This is a genomic window from Streptomyces zagrosensis, assembly GCF_014203645.1.
Lineage (GTDB): Bacteria > Actinomycetota > Actinomycetes > Streptomycetales > Streptomycetaceae > Streptomyces > Streptomyces zagrosensis.
Map to the genome: position 1 here is coordinate 361,007 of NZ_JACHJL010000002.1, position 22,984 is coordinate 383,990.

21 protein-coding genes are annotated in these 22,984 nt (G+C 69.1%); 9 read left to right on the forward strand and 12 right to left on the reverse strand.

Going from position 1 to position 22,984, the window contains the following annotated elements; translation table 11 throughout:
• Nucleotides 1-151 precede the first annotated feature (151 nt).
• The 6 genes from FHS42_RS05130 to pdhA form a co-directional block, all read right to left on the reverse strand.
• Complete coding sequence (locus tag FHS42_RS05130) at nucleotides 152-1,225, reverse strand: potassium channel family protein (protein WP_184569321.1); 1,074 nt, start codon at nucleotides 1,223-1,225, stop codon at nucleotides 152-154.
• Nucleotides 1,222-4,107 (reverse strand): molybdopterin molybdotransferase MoeA, encoded by a 2,886-nt coding sequence (locus FHS42_RS36590; RefSeq protein ID WP_246494203.1) that lies wholly within the window; start codon nucleotides 4,105-4,107, stop codon nucleotides 1,222-1,224. Before FHS42_RS36590 ends, FHS42_RS05130 begins: the two co-directional genes overlap by 4 nt.
• Nucleotides 4,104-5,063, reverse strand: coding sequence for a DUF6457 domain-containing protein (locus tag FHS42_RS05145; RefSeq protein ID WP_184569322.1), 960 nt, complete (start codon nucleotides 5,061-5,063; stop codon nucleotides 4,104-4,106). The genes FHS42_RS36590 and FHS42_RS05145 overlap by 4 nt, the downstream gene beginning before the upstream one ends.
• Nucleotides 5,064-5,152: 89 nt before the next feature.
• Complete coding sequence (locus FHS42_RS05150; RefSeq protein WP_184569323.1) at nucleotides 5,153-6,877, reverse strand: dihydrolipoamide acetyltransferase family protein; 1,725 nt, start codon at nucleotides 6,875-6,877, stop codon at nucleotides 5,153-5,155.
• Nucleotides 6,877-7,959: an alpha-ketoacid dehydrogenase subunit beta gene (locus FHS42_RS05155; RefSeq protein WP_184569324.1), complete on the reverse strand. Its 1,083-nt coding sequence runs from the start codon at nucleotides 7,957-7,959 to the stop codon at nucleotides 6,877-6,879. The genes FHS42_RS05150 and FHS42_RS05155 overlap by 1 nt, the downstream gene beginning before the upstream one ends.
• Nucleotides 7,956-9,095, reverse strand: a complete 1,140-nt coding sequence (gene pdhA, locus FHS42_RS05160; protein ID WP_184569325.1) for a pyruvate dehydrogenase (acetyl-transferring) E1 component subunit alpha — start codon at nucleotides 9,093-9,095, stop codon at nucleotides 7,956-7,958. Before pdhA ends, FHS42_RS05155 begins: the two co-directional genes overlap by 4 nt.
• Before the next feature lie 171 nt (nucleotides 9,096-9,266).
• Here pdhA and FHS42_RS05165 point away from each other — a divergent pair, with 171 nt between their 5' ends.
• Nucleotides 9,267-9,755, forward strand: a complete 489-nt coding sequence (locus tag FHS42_RS05165; RefSeq protein WP_184569326.1) for an Lrp/AsnC family transcriptional regulator — start codon at nucleotides 9,267-9,269, stop codon at nucleotides 9,753-9,755.
• A 291-nt stretch (nucleotides 9,756-10,046) separates the two neighbouring features.
• Here the strand turns inward: FHS42_RS05165 and FHS42_RS05170 are convergent, their stop codons facing one another.
• On the reverse strand, nucleotides 10,047-10,628 hold the full coding sequence (locus FHS42_RS05170) for a TetR/AcrR family transcriptional regulator (protein ID WP_184569327.1): 582 nt from the start codon (nucleotides 10,626-10,628) through the stop codon (nucleotides 10,047-10,049).
• An 8-nt stretch (nucleotides 10,629-10,636) separates the two neighbouring features.
• Entirely contained in the window at nucleotides 10,637-12,439 is a 1,803-nt protein-coding gene (locus FHS42_RS05175; protein WP_281392695.1) for a 3-hydroxyacyl-CoA dehydrogenase, read from the reverse strand.
• A 172-nt stretch (nucleotides 12,440-12,611) separates the two neighbouring features.
• Here FHS42_RS05175 and paaN point away from each other — a divergent pair, with 172 nt between their 5' ends.
• Nucleotides 12,612-14,333: a phenylacetic acid degradation protein PaaN gene (gene paaN, locus FHS42_RS05180; protein WP_184569328.1), complete on the forward strand. Its 1,722-nt coding sequence runs from the start codon at nucleotides 12,612-12,614 to the stop codon at nucleotides 14,331-14,333.
• A 205-nt stretch (nucleotides 14,334-14,538) separates the two neighbouring features.
• Here the strand turns inward: paaN and FHS42_RS05185 are convergent, their stop codons facing one another.
• Complete coding sequence (locus FHS42_RS05185; protein ID WP_184569329.1) at nucleotides 14,539-15,018, reverse strand: MarR family winged helix-turn-helix transcriptional regulator; 480 nt, start codon at nucleotides 15,016-15,018, stop codon at nucleotides 14,539-14,541.
• Between the two features lie 75 nt (nucleotides 15,019-15,093).
• Here FHS42_RS05185 and FHS42_RS05190 point away from each other — a divergent pair, with 75 nt between their 5' ends.
• Both FHS42_RS05190 and FHS42_RS05195 read left to right on the forward strand, forming a co-directional pair.
• A complete protein-coding gene (locus FHS42_RS05190; protein ID WP_246494204.1) occupies nucleotides 15,094-15,660 on the forward strand; it encodes a DMT family transporter in 567 nt (188 codons plus the stop codon).
• Between the two features lie 22 nt (nucleotides 15,661-15,682).
• Nucleotides 15,683-16,003: a DMT family transporter gene (locus FHS42_RS05195; protein WP_184569330.1), complete on the forward strand. Its 321-nt coding sequence runs from the start codon at nucleotides 15,683-15,685 to the stop codon at nucleotides 16,001-16,003.
• A gap of 72 nt (nucleotides 16,004-16,075) precedes the next feature.
• Here the strand turns inward: FHS42_RS05195 and FHS42_RS05200 are convergent, their stop codons facing one another.
• The 3 genes from FHS42_RS05200 to FHS42_RS05210 are packed head-to-tail and all read right to left on the reverse strand — an operon-like array spanning nucleotide 16,076 to nucleotide 18,734.
• Nucleotides 16,076-16,771, reverse strand: a complete 696-nt coding sequence (locus FHS42_RS05200) for a TrmH family RNA methyltransferase (protein WP_184569331.1) — start codon at nucleotides 16,769-16,771, stop codon at nucleotides 16,076-16,078.
• On the reverse strand, nucleotides 16,768-18,063 hold the full coding sequence (locus FHS42_RS05205) for an HTTM domain-containing protein (protein WP_184569757.1): 1,296 nt from the start codon (nucleotides 18,061-18,063) through the stop codon (nucleotides 16,768-16,770). The genes FHS42_RS05200 and FHS42_RS05205 overlap by 4 nt, the downstream gene beginning before the upstream one ends.
• Nucleotides 18,064-18,071: 8 nt before the next feature.
• On the reverse strand, nucleotides 18,072-18,734 hold the full coding sequence (locus tag FHS42_RS05210; RefSeq protein WP_312866730.1) for a DUF5819 family protein: 663 nt from the start codon (nucleotides 18,732-18,734) through the stop codon (nucleotides 18,072-18,074).
• A gap of 505 nt (nucleotides 18,735-19,239) precedes the next feature.
• Between FHS42_RS05210 and paaA the strand changes: the two genes are divergently transcribed.
• From paaA to FHS42_RS05235, 5 genes are read left to right on the forward strand one after another with little or no spacing between them, the layout of a single operon-like run.
• Nucleotides 19,240-20,229 carry a 1,2-phenylacetyl-CoA epoxidase subunit PaaA gene (gene paaA / locus FHS42_RS05215; protein WP_184569332.1) on the forward strand — a complete coding sequence of 330 codons (990 nt, stop codon included), beginning with the start codon at nucleotides 19,240-19,242 and terminating at the stop codon, nucleotides 20,227-20,229.
• Nucleotides 20,226-20,513 (forward strand): 1,2-phenylacetyl-CoA epoxidase subunit PaaB, encoded by a 288-nt coding sequence (paaB, locus tag FHS42_RS05220; RefSeq protein ID WP_184569333.1) that lies wholly within the window; start codon nucleotides 20,226-20,228, stop codon nucleotides 20,511-20,513. Before paaA ends, paaB begins: the two co-directional genes overlap by 4 nt.
• On the forward strand, nucleotides 20,510-21,226 hold the full coding sequence (paaC, locus tag FHS42_RS05225) for a 1,2-phenylacetyl-CoA epoxidase subunit PaaC (protein ID WP_184569334.1): 717 nt from the start codon (nucleotides 20,510-20,512) through the stop codon (nucleotides 21,224-21,226). Before paaB ends, paaC begins: the two co-directional genes overlap by 4 nt.
• On the forward strand, nucleotides 21,220-21,738 hold the full coding sequence (gene paaD / locus FHS42_RS05230) for a 1,2-phenylacetyl-CoA epoxidase subunit PaaD (RefSeq protein WP_184569335.1): 519 nt from the start codon (nucleotides 21,220-21,222) through the stop codon (nucleotides 21,736-21,738). Before paaC ends, paaD begins: the two co-directional genes overlap by 7 nt.
• Entirely contained in the window at nucleotides 21,735-22,874 is a 1,140-nt protein-coding gene (locus FHS42_RS05235) for a 2Fe-2S iron-sulfur cluster-binding protein (RefSeq protein ID WP_184569336.1), read from the forward strand. The genes paaD and FHS42_RS05235 overlap by 4 nt, the downstream gene beginning before the upstream one ends.
• Nucleotides 22,875-22,984 lie beyond the last annotated feature (110 nt).

Genomic DNA, 22,984 nt, shown 5'->3' on the forward strand with positions numbered 1-22,984 from the left:
CACGCCACGGCGCCACCACCCGGTCACCGGACCGCCATGCCACCGCTGTCCACTAGCAGCCCCGGGCCATCCGCCCGTTTCGTTCTTCCGTTCCCGTGCCGTCCGCTTCCGCCCCCGCCCCTACGCCTCGCTGGTTCGGCCGCCTGCCCAGCTATCTGCCGGCACCCGGTACTCCGCCGGGCGGCTGCGCTCGTACGACCGCGATCAGCCGGTCCGTCGCCTGCAACGGGCTCGCCTCCGGGTTGTCATAACCGAGCAGCCGGTGGCCACGCAACACCGTCACCACCAGGTCCTCCGTCTCCCGAACCTGCTTGCCGACCTCCGCCTTGACCACCGGGCGCTCCACCAGATCCAGGCCACTGCCCTGCTGGATCAGGTCCTCCATCACGGCGCCCGCGCTGGGGCTGTGCACGGACAGGCCCAGCAGCCGGCCGGCCGCGCTTGCGCTGGTGATCACGGCGTCCGCGCCCGACTGCCGCAGCAGGGGCGCGTTCTCCTCCTCACGGACGGCGGCAACGATGTTGGCTCCCTTGTTCAACTGCCGCGCCGTGAGCGTCACCAACACGGCCGTGTCATCGCGCTGGGTGGCAATGACGAACTGGCGCGCCCGCTGCCCCTCCGCACGCAACAACACATCGCTGCGCGTCGCGTCACCGACGACGCCGGCGAAGCCCTCGGCATTGGCCGACTCGATCACCTTGTGGTTCGGGTCCACGACAACGACCTGGTCCTTGCGCAGCCCCGTCGCACACAGCGTCTGCACGGCGGACCGGCCCTTGGTACCGAAGCCGACGACGATGGTGTGGTCGCGCAAGGCGCTCCTCCAGCGATTGAGACGGAATTGCTCGCGGGTGCGCTCGGTGAGCACCTCCAGCGTGGTGCCGACCAGAATGATCAGAAACAGCACGCGCAGCGGCGTGACCAGCAGAATGTTGATGAGCCTGGCGCTGTCGCTGTACGGAACGATGTCGCCGTAGCCGGTCGTCGACAGCGTGACGGTCGAGTAGTAGACGGAGTCGAGGAAATCGACGGTTTCGTCTGCGTTGTCGTGGTATCCCTCGCGGTCCAGGTAGACCAACATGACCGTCACGATCATCACAAGAAGCGCGACCAGCAGCCGCTGCCCGACCTGACGCAGCGGCCCCACCGGAAACCGGGGCAACTGAACGCGGTACGAGACGGGTTCCTGGTTACGCGCTGCCGCGTCATGCGTGGGCAGCTTCACTCGGTTCCTCCGGGCGGCCGGGCTTTCGGGGGTGTGTCGTCTCCGGGGCGGCGGGTGAGCGACGAGCTTGCGGCCCGCGCGTCCGGAGTGGGGATACCCGGCTGCGCGCCGGGTGCCCCAGGGATAGACGAGTCAGGCACGGCACTGGGTTGCCCGAGGGCGCATGCGCATGTTGATGCGCCGGCGGCCGGCGAGGGCGTGGACGCTGACGTGGCCGCAGGCGCTGGTGTGACCGCAGGCGCTGGTGTGGCCGCAGCGCAGGGTGTCGGCGGGGCCGCGGACGCTTCGGTGGCGGGGTACGCCTTGGAGTGGGCCGTTCCCGGCCAGTGCCCGATGCCATCCATCCCGGCCCACGGCAGGCCCATGACCTCGACTTCCGCGCCGCGTGACGCGCCGCCGGGCGGAATGACGGCCAAGCCATCGGCGACCGCCACACCGCGCAGCATCGCCGGGCCGTTGAAGTGCGCCGGCACCGCGGCACCGGCGTGGTGGCGTGTCGGCACCAACCTGGTGTCGCGCGGGTGCCCAGGCACATCGGCCGCCAGCGGCGCGAGCGTCACCACCGGCGCGTCGAACGCGGTGGCCTGAGCGCGATGGGTGGGCCACGGCGCGTCCGGCTGACCGCCGCGGGACACATCGGACAGGGCGGCCTGGGTGGCCTGGGTGGCGCGTGAGGTCGCCGCTCGGGGGTCGGCCGCGGGCCGGTGCTGCGGCTGGGGGCGGGCGGCGAGCGAACGGAGCAGCGGCTCTGCGAGCGTCAACAGCCCGGACACCGCGGCCAGTGGATTGCCCGGCAGCCCCACCAGATGCCGGTGCTCGTCGAGCCGGGCGAGCAGCATGGGGTGGCCGGGGCGTACGGCTACTCCGTCAACCAGCAGCCGCGCCTCAAGGCGTCGCAACACGGGGTGCACATGGTCCACCGGCCCACCCGCCGTGCCGCCCGTGGTGACCACCAGATCGGCACGAGCATTCGCGACGGCGGCACAAAGCGCCTCAGCGTCGTCCCCCAACCACCGGGTGGCCAACACATCCGCGCCTAGCGCCTGGAGCCAGGGCCCGAGCATCGGACCGAGCGCATCCCTGATGAGTCCATCGTGCGGCAGCCCCGAACGCAGCAACTCATCACCCAGCACCAGGATTTCCACCCATGGCCTGCGGACGGTCATCAACTCGTCGTAACCCGCCGCCGCCGCCAACCCCAACACAGCGGGCGTGACCAACGTCCCGGCGGGCAACAACTGGTCGCCCCTGCCGCACTCCTGGCCCCGTGGCCTGATGTCCTGCCCGGGCAATACGGGATGCGCAGCCGACGCGTACAACCAACCGTCTGCTTCCCCATTGCTGTTCCCGCGCCCGTGCTCGTGCTCGTTGGTCCCGTGCCTTTGCGCTTGTGCTTGCCCGTGCTCGTGCCCGTGCCTGTGCTCGTTGGTCCCGTGCCCGCCGCGGTTTCCGTAGGCGTCCTCGCTGCCGCTGCCGCTTCCGCTGTCATTGCTGTCATTGCTGGTGCTGCTGGTGCTGCTGGCGTGGCCGCTTGCGTTGGCGGGCCCTGGTCCGTCGGTTTCCGTTCCTGATGGCGACTTCGAGCCTGCGGACGTAGTTGAGCTCGCGGTGGAGGTGCAGTCAGCGCAGGGAATGGAGCCCGCGTCGCGGGACGTCTGCCTGTGCCCGTCCGCCGGGTCGGGGCGTACGCTCTCGCCCGCCCGGCCCGCTCGCGGCGCACGCCCGTCGCGGGTCGTGCCGTGCTCGCTGCGCAGCACGGCGGTCGCGCCCAGCGGTGTTCTGGCGCCGGTGGCGATGCGTACCGCCCGACCGTCTTCCAAGGGCTCGGGCCGGGCATGGCCCGCCAACACTCCCTGGCTGCACACGGGCAACCGCCAAGGGCCCGGGCCCGCGATCGCCCAGCCGTCCATGGCCGAGGTATCGAAGGGCGGCAGATCGGTCAGGGCGGTCAACGGCTCGGCCAGCACCCTGCCCAGCGCCTCACCCAACGGGGTAGGGGCCGCGGGCAGCGGTCCATCAACCGCCCGGGACGCGATCGTACGAGCCTCCGGCCAACTCACCGGCCTGCCGCCATGCCGCGCCCTTTCGCCTCCGGAACCACGCCCCTCACCATGCCCGTCCGCATCACCGGAACCACCTGCTCCACCAGTTCCGCTCTCACCATGAGAACCGCCCGCGCCGCCAGCGGCCCCATCAAGCTCACCGGTACCACCGGGTGAGGAACCACCTGACCCACTGGCTTCGCCGGTCCCCTCTGCCTTGCCTGGCCCACCAGGTCTATGCGTCTCGCTCGGCCCATTGGCCTTCTCTGACCCGCCAGCCCCATCGGTATCGACTGACCCGCTGGCCCCATCGGTAGTGGCTGCCTCATTGGTCCCACCGGTATCGACTGGCCCACCGGTCTCGCCTGCCTCGCCTGGGCAGCCACCTGTCTCCGGCTCGCGCGCACCATCGTGGCCCGTACCGGCTCCGTTGCCGAGGCCGCGGCCAACATCGGAGTCGGCATCGGCGCAGCGGGCAGAGACGGAGCTGGCGGCAGAGACGGCGTCAGAGCCGGAGCCAGGGGCGGCAGGGTCCGTATCGCGGTGGCGGTCACGGCCGGACACTGGGACGAAGCCACGCTCGGTGTCCGGACCAGGCGCTTCCGCCTCAGCCACCTCAGCCGCCTCGGCCACCGCACCCCATGCGTCGCGCTCGGCTCCTTCGCCCCACTCGTCGCGCTCGACCCACCTGACCCACCCGTCCCACTCGTCGCGCTCGACCCGCGGGGCACGGCCCGAGGCCGCTACGGCGAGCGCCTCATCAGTCGCGCGATCCAGCGCTGCCTCGTCGCTTTCGTCGCTCTTCTCGTGCGCCGAATCCGCGCGTTGTCGTCCAGTCATCCTGCGGGCTGCTCCGGTTCGCCCGTCATGCCGGGCCCCTCGGGTCCACCCGCTCCGGGGACCACGGGCCCGGGATGCTCGGTTCGGGCCGTCTTCGCCCCGGCCGCCGGTTCCGGCCCAGCCTCCTCGGCCCAGCGCATGGCCAGGGCCGCCGCCTTACGCGTCGCCTCCGCCACCGCGTCCGGACCGCCATCAGCCGCGCGTGCCGCCGCGTAGCCGACGAGGAAAGTCGTCAGTGGGGCGGCAGGACGAGCCACCCCGTGGGCCGCGTCTCTGGCCAAGTTGAGAAGTGCCGTTGTATCGACGTCGAGGTCGATACCGAGTTCCGCTTTGACAGCGTCGATCCATTCATCAAGCACACGCCCATGCTCCCTGATTCGCGCACGGGCGGCGCCGACTGCGTCCCAGGTGTCGCAGTCGAACGCGGCGTCCGGGTGCCAGCGCAGCCCGTGCAGCCGCAGCTCGCTCGTCAGCAGCCGTAGCGGCAACCCGGAGAAGGTGCCATGTTCGGCGAACAACAGGCCGAGTTCGCGACGCAGCGGCTCGGCCCGATACGCGGCGACAAGCGGTTGGTCGCGCCCCTCCGCATCGATGAGCTGCGACCCTTCCCGATCGGGCGGAATCGCAAGTAGCGCCCGTACCGCAGCGCGCGACATAAACGGCAGGTCAGCGGAGAGCACCAGCACGCTATCGGCCCGCGTAAGCCGCACGCCGGCCTCAAGACCCGCCACCGGTCCGCCACCGGGCGGCTCTTCGCGCACCCAGTGAACGGGACGCACCGTGGGGCGGCGCGGGCCGACGACAACCGTGACCCGCGCGTCGGCGCACACGGCGAGCACCCGGTCGAGGAGCGAACGCCCGCCGACCCGGAGCGCGGGCTTGTCCGCTCCCCCGAGCCGCCGTGCTGCGCCCCCGGCCAGCACCACGGCGTCATACGTCACCCGTTCACCTGTCATGCCCCGAGTATGGCCGCCGCCCCTCGCCCCACCTCGGGTGGCGGCCCCGATCCCACGGCCTGCCACCACCAGGCCGTACGCACCAGCCCTTACACCGTGCGCAGCAGCACCGCCGGCTGCTCAACACAGTCGGCCACATGGCGCAGGAATCCGCCCGCGATCCCGCCGTCGCACACCCGGTGGTCAAAGGTGAGCGAGAGCTGTACGACACGGCGCACCGCCAACTCCCCGCCATGCACCCAGGGCTTGTTCACTATTCGCCCCACCCCAAGCATCGCTGCCTCGGGATGGTTGATGATCGGCGTGGAGCCGTCCACCCCGAACACGCCGTAGTTGTTCAGCGTGAAGGTTCCCCCCGTCAGCTCGGCCGGACTGAGTTTTCCCTCCCGCGCGCTGTCCGTGAGCCGTGCGAACTCCGCCGACAGACTCTCCGTGTCCCGCAGGTGTGCATCGCGTACGACGGGGACCATGAGGCCCCGGTCGGTCTGGGCGGCGAAGCCCAGATGCACGGCGGGGAGCCGGACGATCTCGCGTGCCTCGGTGTCCACCGTGGAGTTCAGTTCGGGGAAACGGGCGAGCGCAGCCGTGCAGATCCGGGCCAACACGGCGAGCAGAGAAATCTTGGGTCCGCCCGATGCGTCACCGGCCGCGTTCATCGCGGTGCGGGCCGCTAGCAGTTCGGTCGCATCGGCATCGACCCAGCATGTCGCCTCGGGGATCTCCCGCCGGCTGCGGGCCAGCTTCTCGGCCACCGCGCCGCGCACCCCGCGCAGCGGTATGCGCTCAGCGGGCTGGATGGCGCCGGTTTCGGCCACTCGCGCCAGGGCTCCCGTCGTCCCGGCCCGCTGCGCCGGTCCGGCCGTAGCTGCTGCCGTGGTGGTCGAGTGCGAGGCCCGCGCCACGTCATCACCTACGCCCGTGCCCGAGCGAGCGCCGGCGCCTTGGGCCCCGGCTGCGGCCTGATCCGCAATGGCGCGCTCGACGTCCGACCGCAGGATCAGTCCATCGGGCCCCGAACCCGTCACCTCCGTCAAATCACACCGGTGTTCTCTGGCCAACCGCCGCACCAGCGGCGATATCACCGGTACCGGACGCTGTGCTGCGCTCGCACCGGCGGCCGTCACCGTGTCGGCCGTCGGTACCGCCGACGCAGCCGCAGCCGCCGAGGCCGCCGAGGTTGCCGCGGATGTGGCAGCGAACGCGTCCGCCGCCGCAGCCGGGCGGCTACCGGCACCGGCCGAGCGCGCCTCGCCCATCGCGCCGGCTCCGTCTGGCGAGGAGGGCGGCGAGGGGGACGGCGAGGGAGGCGGCGTTGTCCCGGTCACGGGTCGTATCGTGCCCGCGGCGGTTTCAGCCGTGTGTGCCGCTCCGCGCGCAGAAGCGCCCACGGGGGCAGCCCGCAATCGTCGCCGGCGTGCCGCTGGCGCCCCCGTCCCGTAGCCGACCAGAACGTTCCCCGAACCCTCCGCACCTACCGCCGCATCGCTGCCCGCAGCGGTGCCACCAGCACCGCCGGGCCCGCCAGTACCGCCCGCTGACCGCCCGGACGATTGCGACAGCTCGGCCGATTCGCCCACCGCTACCGTCAAAAGCGCGGCGCCCACCGGCAGTTCCGCACCTTCCTCGCCGAACCTCGCGGTCACCACGCCCCCGTACGGGCACGGCACCTCCACCACCGCCTTCGCGGTCTCAACCTCCACCACCAGCTGATCCACCACCACCACATCGCCAACGGCCACCAGCCATCGCACGATCTCCGCCTCGGTCAACCCTTCCCCCAGGTCAGGGAGGGCAAATTCCCGTACCTCGGCCATCAGTAGACACCTCCAGCCGCACGCTCGTCGTCCGCGCCCTGCTCCGATTGCGGCGTCCAGCCGGCTTCCCACTGGAGACGGGCGACCGCGTCCAACACCCGGTCCACGCCCGGCAGATGGTGGCGTTCCAACATCGGCGGCGGATACGGAATGTCGAAGCCGGCAACCCGCAGCACCGGCGCCTCCAGATGGTGGAAGCAACGCTCGGTGACCCGCGCGGCGATCTCCCCACCGGGACCACCGAACCCGGTGGCCTCATGGACCACCACTGCCCGCCCAGTGCGGCGAACCGAGGCGCAGACCGTCTCATCGTCGAAGGGCACCAGCGAACGCAGATCGACGACCTCCAGGTCCCATCCCTCGGCCCGCGCCGCTTCGGCTGCCTCCAGACAGACCGGCACGGAGGGGCCGTACGTGATCAGGGTGGCGCTGGTCCCCGTACGACGCACGACCGCCCGCCCGATCGGAGCCACTCGCTGCGGCTCATCCGGTGCCCAGTCAGCCTTCGACCAGTACAACCGCTTCGGCTCCAAAAAGACGACCGGGTCATCGGAGGCGATGGACTCCCGCAACAACCCGTACGCGTCGGCGACCGTCGCCGGGGCAACGACATGCAGGCCCGGCGTCGCCATGTAGTACGCCTCGGACGAGTCGCTGTGGTGCTCGACGCCGCCGATGCCACCGCCGTACGGAACACGGATGGTCAGCGGCAGCGGCACCGCGCCCCGGGTGCGGTTACGCATCCGGGAAACATGGCTGATCAACTGCTCGAAGGCGGGGTAGGCGAAGGCGTCGAATTGCATCTCCACGACCGGGCGCAACCCGTACATCGCCATGCCGACCGCCGCGCCCAGTATTCCGGCCTCGGCCAGCGGCGTGTCCGTACAACGGTCTTCGCCGAACTCCTTGGCCAGCCCGTCGGTGATGCGGAACACGCCGCCGAGAGCGCCGACGTCCTCACCCATCACGTGCACGGTCGGGTCCTCTGCCATGGCGTCGCGCAGGGCTCGGGTCAGCGCCTGCGCCATGCTCGCTGGCTTGCGACCGGTTGTGGGGGCGGTGGGGACGGCCGTGGTGGTCATCGTTCCTCCTCCGCGTCGAGCTCAGCGTCGAGCTCGGCACGCAGTTGGGCCGCCTGCTCGCGCAGTTGGCTGGTCTTCTCGGCGTACACATGCGCAAACAGGTCCATCGGTTCGAGCGGCGCATCCTCGTTCATCCGCTCGCGAAGTCGGGCGGCCATCTGCTCGGCGGCCTCCCGTGCGTCTCGTATGACGTCGTCCGTCAGCAGACCGCGCGACCGCAGCTCGTGCTCAAGCAACTCAATCGGGTCATGCGCACGCCACGCCTCCACCTCGGAGTCGGCGCGATAGCGGGTGGCGTCATCGGCATTGGTGTGCGCCTCTACGCGGTAGGTGACGGCCTCGATCAGGGTCGGACCACCGCCCGTGCGCGCTCGTTCGACAGCCTCGGTGAGCACCTGGTGCATGGCGACGGCGTCGTTGCCGTCAACGAGTCGGCCCGGAATGCCGTACCCAACGCCCTTGTGCGCGAGGGAGGGCGCGGCGGTCTGCTTGGCGAGCGGCACGGAGATCGCAAAGCCGTTGTTCTGTATGAGGAAGACCACCGGGGACTGCCAGACCGCCGCGAAGTTCAGCGCCTCATGGAAATCGCCCTCACTCGTGCCGCCATCGCCGACCATGGCGAGCGCCACCACATCGTCGCCCCTCAGGCGCGCGGCGTGCGCCAACCCCACGGCGTGCGGCAACTGGGTGGCCAGCGGGGTGCACAGCGGCGCGACCCGGTATTGGGTGGGGTCGTAGCCGGTGTGCCAGTCGCCGCGCAACAGCGTCAGCGCCGACACCGGGTCAACGCCACGCGCGATGGCCGCCAGCGTGTCCCGATAGCTGGGGAAGAGCCAGTCCCGGTCCTCAAGGACGAGGCCCGCGGCGATCTCGCACGCCTCTTGCCCGGTTGACGAGGGATACACAGCCAACCTGCCCTGCCGCGTCAGCGCCGTGGCCTGTGTGTTGTATCGACGACCCCGCACGAGTTCGGCATAGAGCTTGAGCAACAGGTCCGGATCGGCGGCTGCCGCGGCATCGGTGCCAAGGAGGCGGTACGGCTCCGCTTCGGGGAGCAACGGTGCGGGGTCGGTGCGAGGCTGCCAGGCCGGGGGCGGGGTTGGCCGGTAGGCGCCGGGCTGCTCAAGGACCGTCATGTCGAGCACCTCCTCATGGGGCTGCGTCCGGGGACGCGATGCACCGCGCCTCCCCTACCGATTGTTCGGTCGTTCCGGCATTTTGGCTACAGGCGGGCTTAGCCTGTGGACAAACGGTTCTCCACACCTTGAGATAAGGGCAGTGCGTCCATACAGGGGAGGCGGGACGGTATGCCGGCCGAACAGATGGTCAATCCGGGCGAGCGACCGCCCGCTCGGCCGCTCGACCCTATTGACCGCGACATCCTTCGCATGCTGCAAACAGACGGCCGCGCGTCCATACGGTCCGTGGCCGAGTACGTACACATTTCGCGCGCCAACGCCTACGCCCGCATCAACCGGCTCATCGACGACGGCGTGATACGCGGCTTCAGCGCCCGCATCAACCAGGAACGGGCAGGCCAGGGGGCTTCCGCGTACATCACGCTCAAGATCGTGCAGAACTCCTGGCGTACGGTCCGGGAGAAGCTGGAGCAGTTGCCGGGGACCGCGCACATCGCCCTGGTCAGCGGCGATTTCGACGTCCTACTCCTGGTCCACACGGCCGACAACCGCGCCCTACGCGAGCTGGTCCTCACCCGCATCCAGTCCATACCGGAGGTTCTGAGTACCCGCACACTGCTGGTATTCGAGGAGACCGACCTCGATGCGGAGCCGTAACGGCGGCTGCCGGCTGGCTAGCTGCTGACGGCTGGCTGGCTGCTGGCTAGCGAGGACGCCAGCGGTGACCGAGGCCGGCGATCGATCGCCGAGCTGCGGCGTGATCACCACGTTGCGGCGGCGTGGACCCGCCATGCCGCGGCGCGATCGTGCGGCCCCGGTCGAGCCCAGTGCCCGGACCCATGCACTAGGCCCATGTGTCGAGCCCGTACAACTCATCCCGACGGCTGGGCCCAGCCCGGCAGCGGCCCCGCAGCCTGGTGGCTTCGCGGTCCCGCGAGACCGCGGGCCCTACAACCGCAGGCCGGCGAACGCGGTGCGCACCACCGCGTCGGCCACCTCGTCGCTGGTCGCCGCCCCGCCCTTGCCCGGCCGATACCACTCCACGAGAGAGTTGATCATCCCGAACAGCAGCCGAGTGGCCAGCCGCACATCCACATCCGGGCGCAGATCGCCATCGGCCGCCGCCTGCTTGAGCAGCTCGGACACCGCGTGGTCGAACTCGCGCCGCCGCGCCATGGCCCACCGCTCGGAGTCGGTGTTGCCGCGCACCCGCAGCAGCAGCGTCACATACGGCAGCTCGGCCATCAGCACCTCGGCGGTGCGCCGGACCACGTATTGCAGCCGGTCGATCGCCGGGCCCTGGCAGGCTTCCGACTCCTGGAGAATGCCGAACAACCCGTCCAGCGCCCGGCTTATCGCCCGCCGCAGCAGCTCCTCTTTGCCCTTGACGTGGTGGTAGATCGAGGACTTGGAAATACCGGCAGCCTGCGAAAGGTGCTCCATGGAGGTGCCGTCGTAGCCGCGCTCGTTGAACACCTCAACGGCGACCGCGAGCAGCGATTCGGGCGTGTAGGTGTCGCGCTTGACCATGGACCTGATTACAGCAGGTCCCGTCGCGCCGCCGCACGGCGGAGCAGCAACGTGGACGGAGCGTAACGCCCGGTGGGGTAGGCGGTGTGTAGGTTACCGAGCACGCACAGAACCCAATCGGCACCCAGTTCACTGCCCCATTCCAGTGGGCCGCGCGGGTAGTTCACCCCCCGTCGCATCGCCGTGTCGATGTCGTGCGCAGCAGCCACCTGGCGTCCAAGCGCGTCCACCGCGAAGTCCACCAGCATCGCCACCGTGCGGGCCACGATCAGGCCCGGTATGTCGTCGATGACGCTGACCTTCTTGCCGAGCGCCTGAAAGAGTCCTACGGCAGCGTTGAGCGAGCTGGTGCGTGCGGTTTCGGAGGCGGCCAGGGCAATGCGGGTCGCGGTGCGGTAGTCCAGTGCCAGGTCGAAGCACACTGTCTCGGCAACTGGGTCGGCCGATGCAGGTGAGCCGGCGGTGAGGGAGAGTCGGGCCCCACCGGGGAGCTCGATGAAGCCCGCGCCGCCATCGGCCCAGCCCTGGAAGGTGACCTTGATGCCCGCGTCGGCTATGAGCTCGGGCAACACCGCCGCCGGCCCCAGGTCGCCGTGCACGATCACCGCTTCGGGCGCCTGCTGCGGTTCCGCGGTCCGCGGCTCGGGCCGGCCCGCCGACTGGCCGCCGCCTGCGCCGGCATCTTCGTACCCGAACCAGCCGCGCCCCGACTTACGGCCGTGCAGTCCGGACTCCACCAGACGTCGCTGAGCCAGGGATGGCGTGAACTTGGGGTCCTGAAAGAAGGCTTCCCACACGGAGCGGGTGACGGCCTCGTTCACGTCCTGGCCGATCAGGTCCGTCAGCTCGAACGGGCCCATCCGGAAGCCGCCGGACTCCCGCAGCACCGCGTCGATGGTGGCGGGATCGGCAGCCTGCTCCTCATAGCAACGCAGTGCCTCGGCATAGAAAGGGCGAGCGATCCGGTTGACGATGAAACCAGGGGTGTCGGCGCAGCGCACGGGCGTCTTCCCCCACCCGGCCATGGTCGCGTACGCGAGGTCGGCGGCGGCCTCCTTGGTGGCGAATCCACGGACCACCTCGACCAGCGGGAGCAGCGGGGCTGGATTGAAGAAGTGCAGGCCAAGGAGGCGGCCGGGGCGCTGGAGGGGGCCTGCGACGGCGGTGACCGAGAGCGAGGAGGTATTGGTGGCGAGCAGGCATTCAGCGGAGACGACCCGTTCGAGCTCGGTGAACAGCTCCTGCTTGGCCGGAAGTTGTTCCACGATCGCCTCTATGACCAGGACGGCGTCGGCCAGTTCAGCAAGGTCATCGGCGGGCAGCAGCCTGGCGCGGGCCGCATCACGCCGGTCGGCCGCCAGCTTGCCCTTTTCGACCAGTCGATCAAGGCGGCCCCCGATGGCGTTAACGGCCTGTACTGCACGGCCCGGCAGCGCGTCGTACAGCCGCACCGGGTGCCCGGCGAGCAGCGCCACCTGTGCGATGCCCTGGCCCATCGTTCCGGTGCCGACGACGGCGACGGCCCGATGGCGCGCTATCCCCTGGCCATCCGCCGCGCCCGGCTTTTGCCTCGTGGCGGGCTCGTCGGTGGCTGCTGGTGCGGCTGTGGCGTCCGGCTTCGGGGAGTCGTCGGCCCGGCCGCCGGGGGCCGGGCCGGGGCCCCGAGCCGCCCCGGTGACCTGGCGGGCTTCGGCGCCGGCTCCGTTGTCAGGGCAGGACGCGGCAGATTCGGCGCTCCCGTCCCGGGTGGCGGCCTCGGCCGCGGAGTCGGTGGGGATGGTGTTGGCGACGGCTCCCGCTGCGGTGGTCATGCCGTTAATCCTCCCCGAAGATAGGTCCAGACGTTTTGTTATCCACAGGCTTGATCCAGCCTCTTGCGATGTTTATCCACAGGTTCGCCGGGCCCTCTTGTCCCGACCGATCGTTCGGTTAATCTAGCTCTGTTCCCCCGTCCCGCCCAGCTCGACGAGGAGTTGGTCCTCCATGACCACCGAGCTCACCGCAGTGCAACTGATCGACAAGCACCGCCCCACACTCGACGGGGCGCTGGAGGCGATCCGCACCCGTGCTTACTGGTCACCGCACCCGGAGCACCCGAAGGCGTACGGCGGTACGGATGAGTCCGGGCGCAGCAGCCTGAGCGCCGGCGAGGGGCAGGCCGCCTTCGACGCGCTGCGCGGAACGCGCTTCGAGCTCGACCAGCCGGGCACGGACGGCTGGGTCGGTGACGAGGTTTCTCCGTACGGCATCGAGCTGGGCGTGCTGTATCCGCGCCCCGACATCGAGGTGCTGCTCCCGGCCATGCGTGCGGCCATGCCGGCATGGCGAGACGCCGGGCCACAAACCCGTGCCGCGGTCTGTGTGGAGATCTTGGCCCGGATCAGCGCAAGGACGCACGAGTTCGCGCACGCCGTCATGCACACCTCGGGGCAAGCGTTCATGATGGCGCTGCAAGCCGGTGGGCCGCATGCGCAGGACCGTGGCCTTGAGGCGGTGGCGTACGCGTATCAGGAGCAGATGCGCACTCCCCAGTCGGCGAGTTGGTCAAAGCCGCAGGGCAAGCGGGACCCGCTTCAGTTGGCCAAGGAGTTCACGGCGGTCCCGCGCGGCATCTCGCTGCTGATCGGCTGCAACACCTTCCCCACGTGGAACGGTTACCCGGGCCTGTTCGCCTCACTGGCCACCGGTAACCCTGTGCTCGTCAAGCCGCACCCGCGTGCCGTGCTGCCCCTCGCGCTGACCGTGCAGGTCGCCCGCGAGGTGCTGTCCGAAGCAGGCTTCGACCCCAACCTGGTCGCGCTCGCCGCCGAGCGCACCGATGAGGGGCTGGCCAAGACGCTCGCCGTGCGCCCCGAGGTGCGTCTCATTGACTACACGGGATCGACCGCGTTCGGCGACTGGCTGGAGGCCAACGCCCGACAGGCGCTGGTGTTCACGGAGAAGGCCGGGGTCAACACCGTCGTCATCGACTCGACGGATAACTACCAGGGCATGCTCAGCAACCTCGCGTTCTCCCTGTCCCTCTACAGCGGCCAGATGTGCACCACCCCGCAGAACCTCCTCATCCCCCGCGCCGGAATCGCCACGGACGCGGGTGCCAAGTCCTACGACCAGGTGGTCAGCGACCTCGCCGCAGCCATCGATGGGCTGCTCGGTGACGACACGCGGGCCAGCGCACTGCTCGGCGCCATCGTCAACCCGCAGGTGAAGGACCGGGTCGAGAAGGCATCGGATCTCGGGCAGGTGGCGTTGGCCTCGCGTACGGTCGCCAACCCCGACTTCCCGGGGGCCACGGTTCGTACGCCGACGATCGTCAAGGCGGATGGCGCCCGCAAGTTCTGGGACGGGCCGGACGCCGACACGGCCTATCTGTCCGAGTGCTTCGGGCCTGTCTCCTTCGCCGTGGCCGTCGATTCCACGCCGGATGCGATCGAGCTGCTGCGCCACACCATTCGCCAACAGGGCGCGATGACGGTCGGCGCGTACACGACATCGACCGACGTCGAGCGATTGACCGAAGAGGCGTGCCTGGAAGAGTGCGCCCAGCTCTCGCTGAACCTCACCGGCGGGGTCTATGTGAACCAGACCGCCGCCTTCTCCGACTTCCACGGCTCAGGCGGCAACCCCGCGGCCAATGCGGCACTGTGCGACGGTGCGTTCGTGGCCAACCGCTTCCGTACGGTCGAGGTGCGCCGCCAGGCGTAACCAACACACGGCCCCTCCGCCGCCGGCGACGGCCGGTGGCGGAGGCCAGGGCGGAAACAGGAGCAGAGGCCGGCGGCAAGCCCGTCCGAGCACGTGCCTTGCGAGCCGCGTTCGAGCCGTCGGGAACGCCGGCGGCAGAGCGTACGGGATCGCGGGGTGCGAGGTGCGCTGGGCATGCCCGACGAGCAGCGTGCGCAGGGGGCTCTCAGGAACCGGCGGCTTGGGGCGCCGTGGGTGAAGAGGCCGGGCTTGGTGGCCCCGCGTCCTTAAGGAGGGACGTGCGCAAGGCGGTTGCGAAAATGCCCAGTTCCGGATCGGCAGCGGCGTCGGCGAGCGCGGCGCCCAGCGTGTCGCCATAGGTGCCGCGGGCCTCGGCATGCCGCGTACGGCCGGCGTCGGTGATCACCGTGTAGACCCCCCGTTTATCGTCCGGGCACAGATCACGGAAGGCAAAACCAGCCGCGATCAGACGAGCGGCCAGCCGTGTCGTCGAGCTTTGATTCAGCCCGACCTGAGCGGCGAGTTCCTGCATACGAAGCCCACTCGCCGTGGCCAGCGCCAGATGCCCCAGCGCGCGGTACTCCGAAAGCCCGAGACCATGCTGGCGCTGGAGCGCGGTGGACAGTCGCTGCTCAACGCGCGCGTGCAGGGCGATGACACCGCCCCACAGCAGTTCGTCATCCATCGCACCTCCCGTGCACCAGGCCGCTTGACACGACATTACCTGCACATACAAACTTCCCAAAGAAGTTGCACGTACATGCATCTGCTTCGTTCCCTCGCCTCTTCGCTACCTGACGAGATGAGTGAGGGCTCATCGACCGAGCCCCTCTTCCCGTCGCCTACGTACGCCCCCGAGCTTCTACCCGGCGATCAGTCGGCCCGCGACGCACCACCTCGACCACGCCCAGGGAGCACCGCCGTGGCCTGGATCTATCTACTCATCGCCGCCGCGTTCGAGGTGGTCTTCGCCCTCAGCACCAACGCGACCGAGGGCTTCACCCGGCTTTGGCCATCGCTGCTGACCGTCGTCACCGCCACCGGCGGCGTGTTCTTCCTGAGCCTGGCGCTGAAGACACTGGACGTGGGCGTCGGCTACACCATCTGGACCGGCCTTGGCTCACTCGGCGCACTCAGCCTGGGCGCCGTCATCTACGACGAGGGTTTTGGCCTTGGCAAGGTTGTCTCCTTCCTCGCCATCGTCGGCGGCGTGATCAGCCTCAAGCTCACCGACCGCCCCGCCCCGCCCAGCGCCGATTCACCGGCCCCCACGCCACCGGACACCACGGGGACAGCGGGAACCGCCGGTGCGCCCGTAGCCCACTGATAGCCGAGGAGCAGACCGCCCCATGGCCTGGACCTACTTGTTCATCGCCGCCGTGTTCGAGGTGGCCTTCGCCCTCAGCACCAACGCCACCAAGGGCTTCACCCGGCTCTGGCCGTCCATCACCGCCGTGGCGACCACCATCGTCAGCGTGTACTTCCTCAGCCTGTCCCTGAAAACGCTGGACGTAAGCGTCGGCTACACCATTTGGACCGGCCTTGGCTCACTCGGCACCGTCACTTTCGGCGCCCTCATCTACAAGGAGCGCATCACCATGGCGAAGGTGATTTCCTTCATGGCGATCATCGGCGGCGTGGTCGGCCTCAAATTGTCGGCCGGCGTCTGAGCACCGCCTTCGCCCTGCTCGGACCGAGCAAGCCGGTTTCGACCGTGGCTGTGTAAACGCGGCTCACACGGGTCAGTTGGTGATCGTCGCGTGCACCCGCACCCAGGAGTGCATCGCGATGGCCGCCGCCGCACCGGCATTGATGGAGCGCGTGGAGCCGAACTGGGCGATCGAGCACACCATCGCCGCCTGATCTCGCGCCTCCTGGGTCAGCCCGGGGCCCTCCTGCCCGAACAGCAGCACACAACGGCGCGGCAACTCGACGCGCTCCAGCGCAACCGCCCCCGGGAGGTTGTCTATCCCGATCACCGGGAGCTTTTCGGCCGCGGCCCACGCCGTCAGATCGGCGGTGTCCGGATGATGCCGCAGATGCTGATAGCGGTCGGTGACCATCGCCCCACGCCGGTTCCAGCGCCGATGGCCAACGATGTGGATCTCCTTGGCGAGAAATGCATTGGCCGTACGGACCACGGAACCGATGTTGAAGTCGTGGCTCCAGTTCTCCACCGCGACATGGAAGTCATGCCGCCGCGTATCCAGATCGGCGACGATCGCGTCGTGGGTCCAGTAGCGGTAAGGGTCCACGACATTGCGGCGATCTCCGTGAGCGAGCAGTTCCGGGTCATATCGGTCGCCAACCGGCCACGGCCGAGGATGCGGCCCGACCCCGATCTGCTGCTGGAACCCCTCGTCGTACTGGAGCGGCTCGTCCTCGGATGCGGCGGGAACGGGCCGGTCCGGGGCGTCGGGTGAGGTCTGACTGGTCACCCCACGAGGGTACGGGCCGCTCGCTGCCCGGCGTCCCGTTCGGGCTTGTCCGCCGGACGACGCAGCAGCCGCTCCCGACCGCGACGCAACGTGGAACCCAACCAGCACAGGAAGATCGTCGGCAGAAACACCGAGTCGGCGGCGATCATCGCGAGCGAGAGGAATGGCAGCCCCAGCACGACGGCGATGCCAACGTGTTCCAGCATCATCACGACCAGCAGGGTGTTCTTGGCCCGCCGGTTGAGCAGCGCGAAGGGGAAGGCAACCTGGACAAAAACCGTCCCGTAGCTGAGCACCATGACCATCGTCCCATTGCTGGCCAGGACATCGGTCAGCCCGGGCCATGGTGAGAAGTAGTCCAAATTCAGCGGGTAGTGCACGGCGGTGCCGTCCTGCCAGCGGGTGCCCTGGATCTTGTACCAACCAGCGGTGGCGTAGATCAGACAGACCTGGCCCATGATCACCACGAGCGTGGCGTTGTGCGCGAGGTTGGCGAGTGCGTCCATGACGGCGCGCGGCTCCCCCGGCGCGTACCGGCACACCGCCCACCACGCCGCGTGTATCGCCCACAGCCCCCAAAAGATCAGCGCCCAGCCGCCGCTCAGCTCGCCGAGCGCGGTGATCACGGCGAGCGTGGTGCCTAGCAGCGTCCACAGCACGACACCGGTGCTGTCGCTGCCAAAGAGACCGGGGGTACGGATGATTTCAGGTGGGCTGGTGTTGCTGGGTGGGGCAGGAGGAGCGCTGGTGCCGTACGCGTGCGACGGGACGTGGCTGGCGGGGCTGATGGGGCTGGACGGCCGCTGACGCCTACGCGCCGCGCGGCGGGCGTCCAGCGACCACACCTGGCCACACCTGGTCAGTACCAGGTAGATCGACATCAAATGGATGATGTTGTCGCCGCCGTCGCCCACGAAGATGTTCCGGTTTTGCAGCGAGAGCACGCCCACCATGAACAGCACGGACATGGTGCGCGTACGCCAGCCCAGCAGCAGCAACGCGCTGGAGAGCACGGCGACGACGTATACCGCCTCGAACCACGCCTGGCTGTCCGACCACATCAGCGCGGTGAAGGCGCCGTTGCCCTCGATCAACTGCCGGGCCATATGCGCGGCCCATGGGCTATCCGGTCCGTACAACACCTGCCGGTGCGGCCATTCGCGCAGCAGGAACAGCAGCCAGGTAAAGGAGAACCCGATCCTGACCACGGCGCTCTGATACGGGCCGAGCGCAGCGCCCGTGATCTTCGTCTGACCGCGGACCGCGGCGCGCTCCAGACGGCCTCCCAGCATGCGCAGGTTCACCGGTCGCTCTCCTTCGCCTGGCCGTCCGCTGACCGCCGATCGCCCGATGCCTGTTTGCCGGGCAGATCGCCGCTGGTGACCGGCCACCACGGTAGGACGCGCACGACCGGCTTCAGGTCGATCTTCTCCTCGCTCCAGGAGGGCGGTGCGACGGGGGTGGTGGCGGCCCGTACCTGTACGCGCTCCACGGTGCCGCCATCGTGTTCGGGACCGAAGCGGTGCGCCACCATGCGGCGTACGTACTGTTCAGAGAGCTGCCCCCGCAGACCGATCGGCTGCTCCTTGGCATCGTGGGAGCCTGCGTAGAACTCCCAGGCGCGCCGCAGTTGGTTCTGCTGTGAGTGGCTGGGCAGCGGGTTGTGTCGGATGTCTTCGCCGTCTTGGGCCGTCAGGTCGGACCAAGAGGTGACGGCCATGCCACCTTCGGGAGTGCGCACCTCGGCGCGCGCTTGCACGGCGACATTTTGCTGAAGCGGGTTCGGAGCGAAGAGCTTCCAGTTCTGTTCGAACTCGGGATAGAGATAATCGCTGATCATCTCGCCGTGCTTTTTATTGACCGTATTGGACGGCGCTACATACAGAAACGACATCCCCAGGTGGACGGCGATGGCCACCGCAGCCACCGCTGTCGCCACACCGATCACGAGTTGGCCAGGCAAGGACAGATGGCCACGCGCCGCTTCGCTAGCGGGATCAGCATGGGGTGCGCGGGCGGAGCCAAGGGCCGGGGCATCGCCAAAGCGAGGGCCAGGGAGGTCACCCAGGCGGGGCCCGAGCACGGTGACAGGGCGAGGATCGGGGGCAGCGGCCCGCGGTGGAGGCACCACACCGGCCGCCGGCCCATCCGGGCACGACTCCTTGCCGTCCGCGCCGGCCCTTTCAGGCTGCTCGGCTCGCTCCTCCGGCTGCATACCCGCCCCGTTTCCCATTCTGGCAGCGCGTCACCCCGCACCACTTACGCCCCGAGACCGTACCCAGGCTGCCCCCACTGAGCACAGTGGCTCCGAGTTATCCACAGCCTTGACACCGATTGAGGCACGAGACACCATTGAACCGAACGATCGGTCGGTTGGTTGGTTCGGTGAGCCCACGGGACCCCCCGAGGGACGCATCGGCCACCGAAGTCTCGATGGCCTGCGGGTCGGGGTGGCGAGGGGACGTGGCATGACGACGATGACGCCGGACGCCGGCACACAGGACGAGGCGGCACACGAGGCGCGGTTCAACGCGACCGTGGCCGCCGATGAGCGCATCGAGCCGCGCGACTGGATGCCGGACGCCTACCGCGCCTCATTGGTGCGGCAGATAGCCCAGCACGCCCACTCCGAGATCATCGGCATGCAACCAGAAGCGAACTGGATCACCCGCGCCCCCTCGCTGCGCCGCAAGGCCATCTTGATAGCGAAAGTGCAGGACGAAGCAGGCCACGGCCTATATCTCTACAGCGCCGCCGAAACCCTGGGCACGGGCCGCGACGAACTCCTCGACCGCCTCCACACCGGCCGCCAAAGGTATTCGTCGATCTTCAACTACCCGACGCTGACCTGGGCTGATGTGGGCGCCGTCGGCTGGCTGGTGGACGGTGCCGCGATCACCAACCAGGTCCCGCTCTGCCGCTGCTCCTACGGTCCGTACGCCCGCGCCATGGTCAGGATCTGCAAGGAGGAGTCCTTCCACCAGCGCCAGGGGTACGAACTGCTGCTCGCCCTCAGCCAGGGAACAGAGGCTCAGCACGCCATGGCGCAGGACGCCGTCAATCGTTGGTGGTGGCCGTCGCTGATGATGTTCGGCCCGCCAGACGACGAATCGGGGCACTCCACCCAGTCCATGGCCTGGCGGATCAAGCGACACTCCAACGATGAGCTGCGGCAGCGCTTTGTCGATATCTGCGTCCCGCAGGCCAAGTCCCTCGGCCTCACGTTGCCCGACCCCGACCTGTCCTGGGACGAGGAACGAGAGCACCACACGTTCGGCCCCATCGACTGGGAAGAGTTCCGCGAAGTGCTCCGCGGCAACGGACCGTGCAACGAACAACGCATAAGCCAGCGCCGCACGGCACACGAGGAAGGTGCCTGGGTGCGCGAGGCCGCCGCCGAGTACGCGGCCAAGCAAGTCCAGCAGCAGCGCCACACGCGGGAAGAGGACATCGCATGAGTACGACGGACTGGCCCTTGTGGGAGGTGTTCGTGCGCAGCAGGCGCGGCCTGAGCCACACCCACGCCGGAAGCCTGCACGCCCCGGACGCCGCCATGGCCCTGCGTAACGCCCGCGATCTCTACACCCGCCGCTCCGAAGGCATCTCCATCTGGGTCGTCCCCTCCACGGAGATCACCGCGTCATCGCCGGACGAGAAGGACTCATTCTTCGACCCCGCCGCCGACAAGCCCTACCGCCACCCCACGTTCTACGAGATTCCCGAGGGAGTACGGCACCTATGAGCCCCCTACCCGCAAGCGCGGCGCTGGCCCTGGGCGACGACGCCCTGGTCCTGTCGCACCGGCTGGGGGAGTGGGCCGGGTACGCCCCCGTCCTCGAAGAGGAACTGGCCCTCGCCAACATCTCGCTCGACCTGCTCGGGCAGGCCCGCATACTGCTATCGCTCGTCGGCGACGAGGACGAATTGGCCTACCTCCGTGAGGAACGCGCCTTTCGTAACCTCCAGCTCGTGGAACAACCCCGCGGCGACTTCGCTCACACCATCGCGCGCCAGCTCTACTTCTCCAGCTACCAGCGGCTGTTGTACGAGGAGTTGGCCCGCGGCGACGACGCCTTGGCCGAGCTCGCGTCGAAGGCAGTCAAGGAAGTCGCCTACCACCGCGACCACGCCGAGCACTGGACCCTGCGCCTCGGCGACGGAACGGCCGAGAGCCACCAGCGAATGCAGCAGGGCCTCAATGCGCTGTGGCGGTACACCGATGAGGTTTTCGAGCCGATCGAAGGCCTATCGGTGGACTGGCCGACCCTGCGCGAGCGCTGGACCGAGCAGATAGCCCACGTGCTCCAACAGGCCACGCTGACCATGCCGTCCGGTCCACAGGGCGACGCCTGGACCGCAGGCGGCGGACGGCAGGGCGTGCACACCGAGCCCTTCGGGCGGATGCTGGCCGAGATGCAGCATCTGCATCGCAGCCACCCGGGGGCGGCATGGTGACGGCAGGCCCCGTGGAGGAGACGCCGCTGGAGCGGAAACTGCGCGAGGCAGCCGGGTCCGTGCCCGACCCCGAGCTGCCCGTGATCAGCCTCGCCGAGCTCGGTGTCCTGCGTGGGCTGCGGGTCACCGGGCCGGGCAGGGTCGAGGTGGAGCTGACCCCGACCTATACCGGTTGCCCGGCGATCGAGGCCATGTCCGCCGACATCGAGCGGGTTCTCCACCAACACGGCATACCCGAGGTCACGGTCCGCACCGTGCTGTCGCCGCCCTGGACCACCGACGCCATCAGCGCGGACGGCCGCCGCAAGCTCAAGGAGTTCGGCATCGCCCCGCCGCGCACCACCGGGCCCGCCACCAATGGGCCGGTGGCGGTGGACCTGGCCATCCGCTGCCCACACTGCGGATCGACGCGCACCACCCTGCTCAGCCGGTTCTCCTCCACCGCGTGCAAGGCACTGCACCGCTGCGAGTCCTGCCTCGAACCCTTCGACCACTTCAAGGAGCTGTCATGAGCACGGTCCGCCATAGCGCGTTTCACCGGTTGCGCGTGGCGGCCACCGACCGGCTCACCGACGACGCCGTAGCGATCACCTTCACCGTGCCGCCCGGTCTGCGCGACGTCTACCGCTACACCCCGGGCCAACACATCGCCGTACGCCGCTTCACCGGCGACACCGAGATACGCCGCACCTACTCAATCTGCTCCCCGATGTGCGACCCGGACGGCCCCGAAAGCCTGCGGGTGGGCGTGCGTCTGGTTGACGGAGGTGAGTTCTCCACCTACGCCCTCAAGGAACTCGCGGTAGGCGATGAGGTGGAGGTGATGGCGCCGACCGGCCGGTTCACACTCGATCTGCAACGAGCCCCCGTCGCGGACAGCACCGAGCAGCAAGCTCACGCTGATCGCAACGGGCACCCCAACCGCGACGGGCACTATGCAGCCATCGTCGGCGGCAGCGGCATCACCCCTGTGCTGTCCATCGTCTCGTCGCTGCTGGCTCGCCGCGCCACTGCCCGCTTCTGCCTCATCCGCAGCGACCGCTCCGCCGCCTCAACGATGTTCCTCGAAGAGGTCGCCGACCTCAAAGACCGCTACCCGGACCGGCTCCAGCTCATACACGCGCTCTCCCGCGAGGAACAGCAGGCAGGACTACCGTCCGGGCGCCTCGACCAGGAGCGGCTGACTGGACTGCTGCCTGCATTGCTGCCGGTGGCCGCTGTGGACGGCTGGTTCCTGTGCGGGCCTTACGGGTTGGTGCGTGCCGCTGACGCGGCCCTGCGTGAACTCGGAGTCCCCCGCACCCGGGTACACCAGGAGGTCTTCCATGTGGACGACGGCTCCGTGCCCGTCGCGAGCAGTGTCGCCCCCGCGCACAGCATGGTGACCGCCACCCTTGACGGCAGGTCGGGCAACTGGGCGGTACGGGAGAGGGAATCGCTTCTGGAGGCCGTACTGCGCAACCGCGCCGACGCCCCATACGCCTGCAAGGGCGGCGTCTGCGGCACCTGTAGGGCCTTTCTGGTCTGCGGCGAGGTCCAGATGGACCGTAACTTCGCGTTGGAAGCGGAGGAGATCGAAGCAGGGTATGTGCTGGCCTGCCAATCCCATCCGGTCAGCGAACAGGTGGAGCTGGACTTCGACCGCTAATCACGCTCACCCCAGCTACGCCCGTTGTCCCGCTCGCTCTCGCCACGACACAACGCCACGCGACACTGATCGAGGACGCCCTTGGCACCGCGGACTCTTCCCGCACCGCG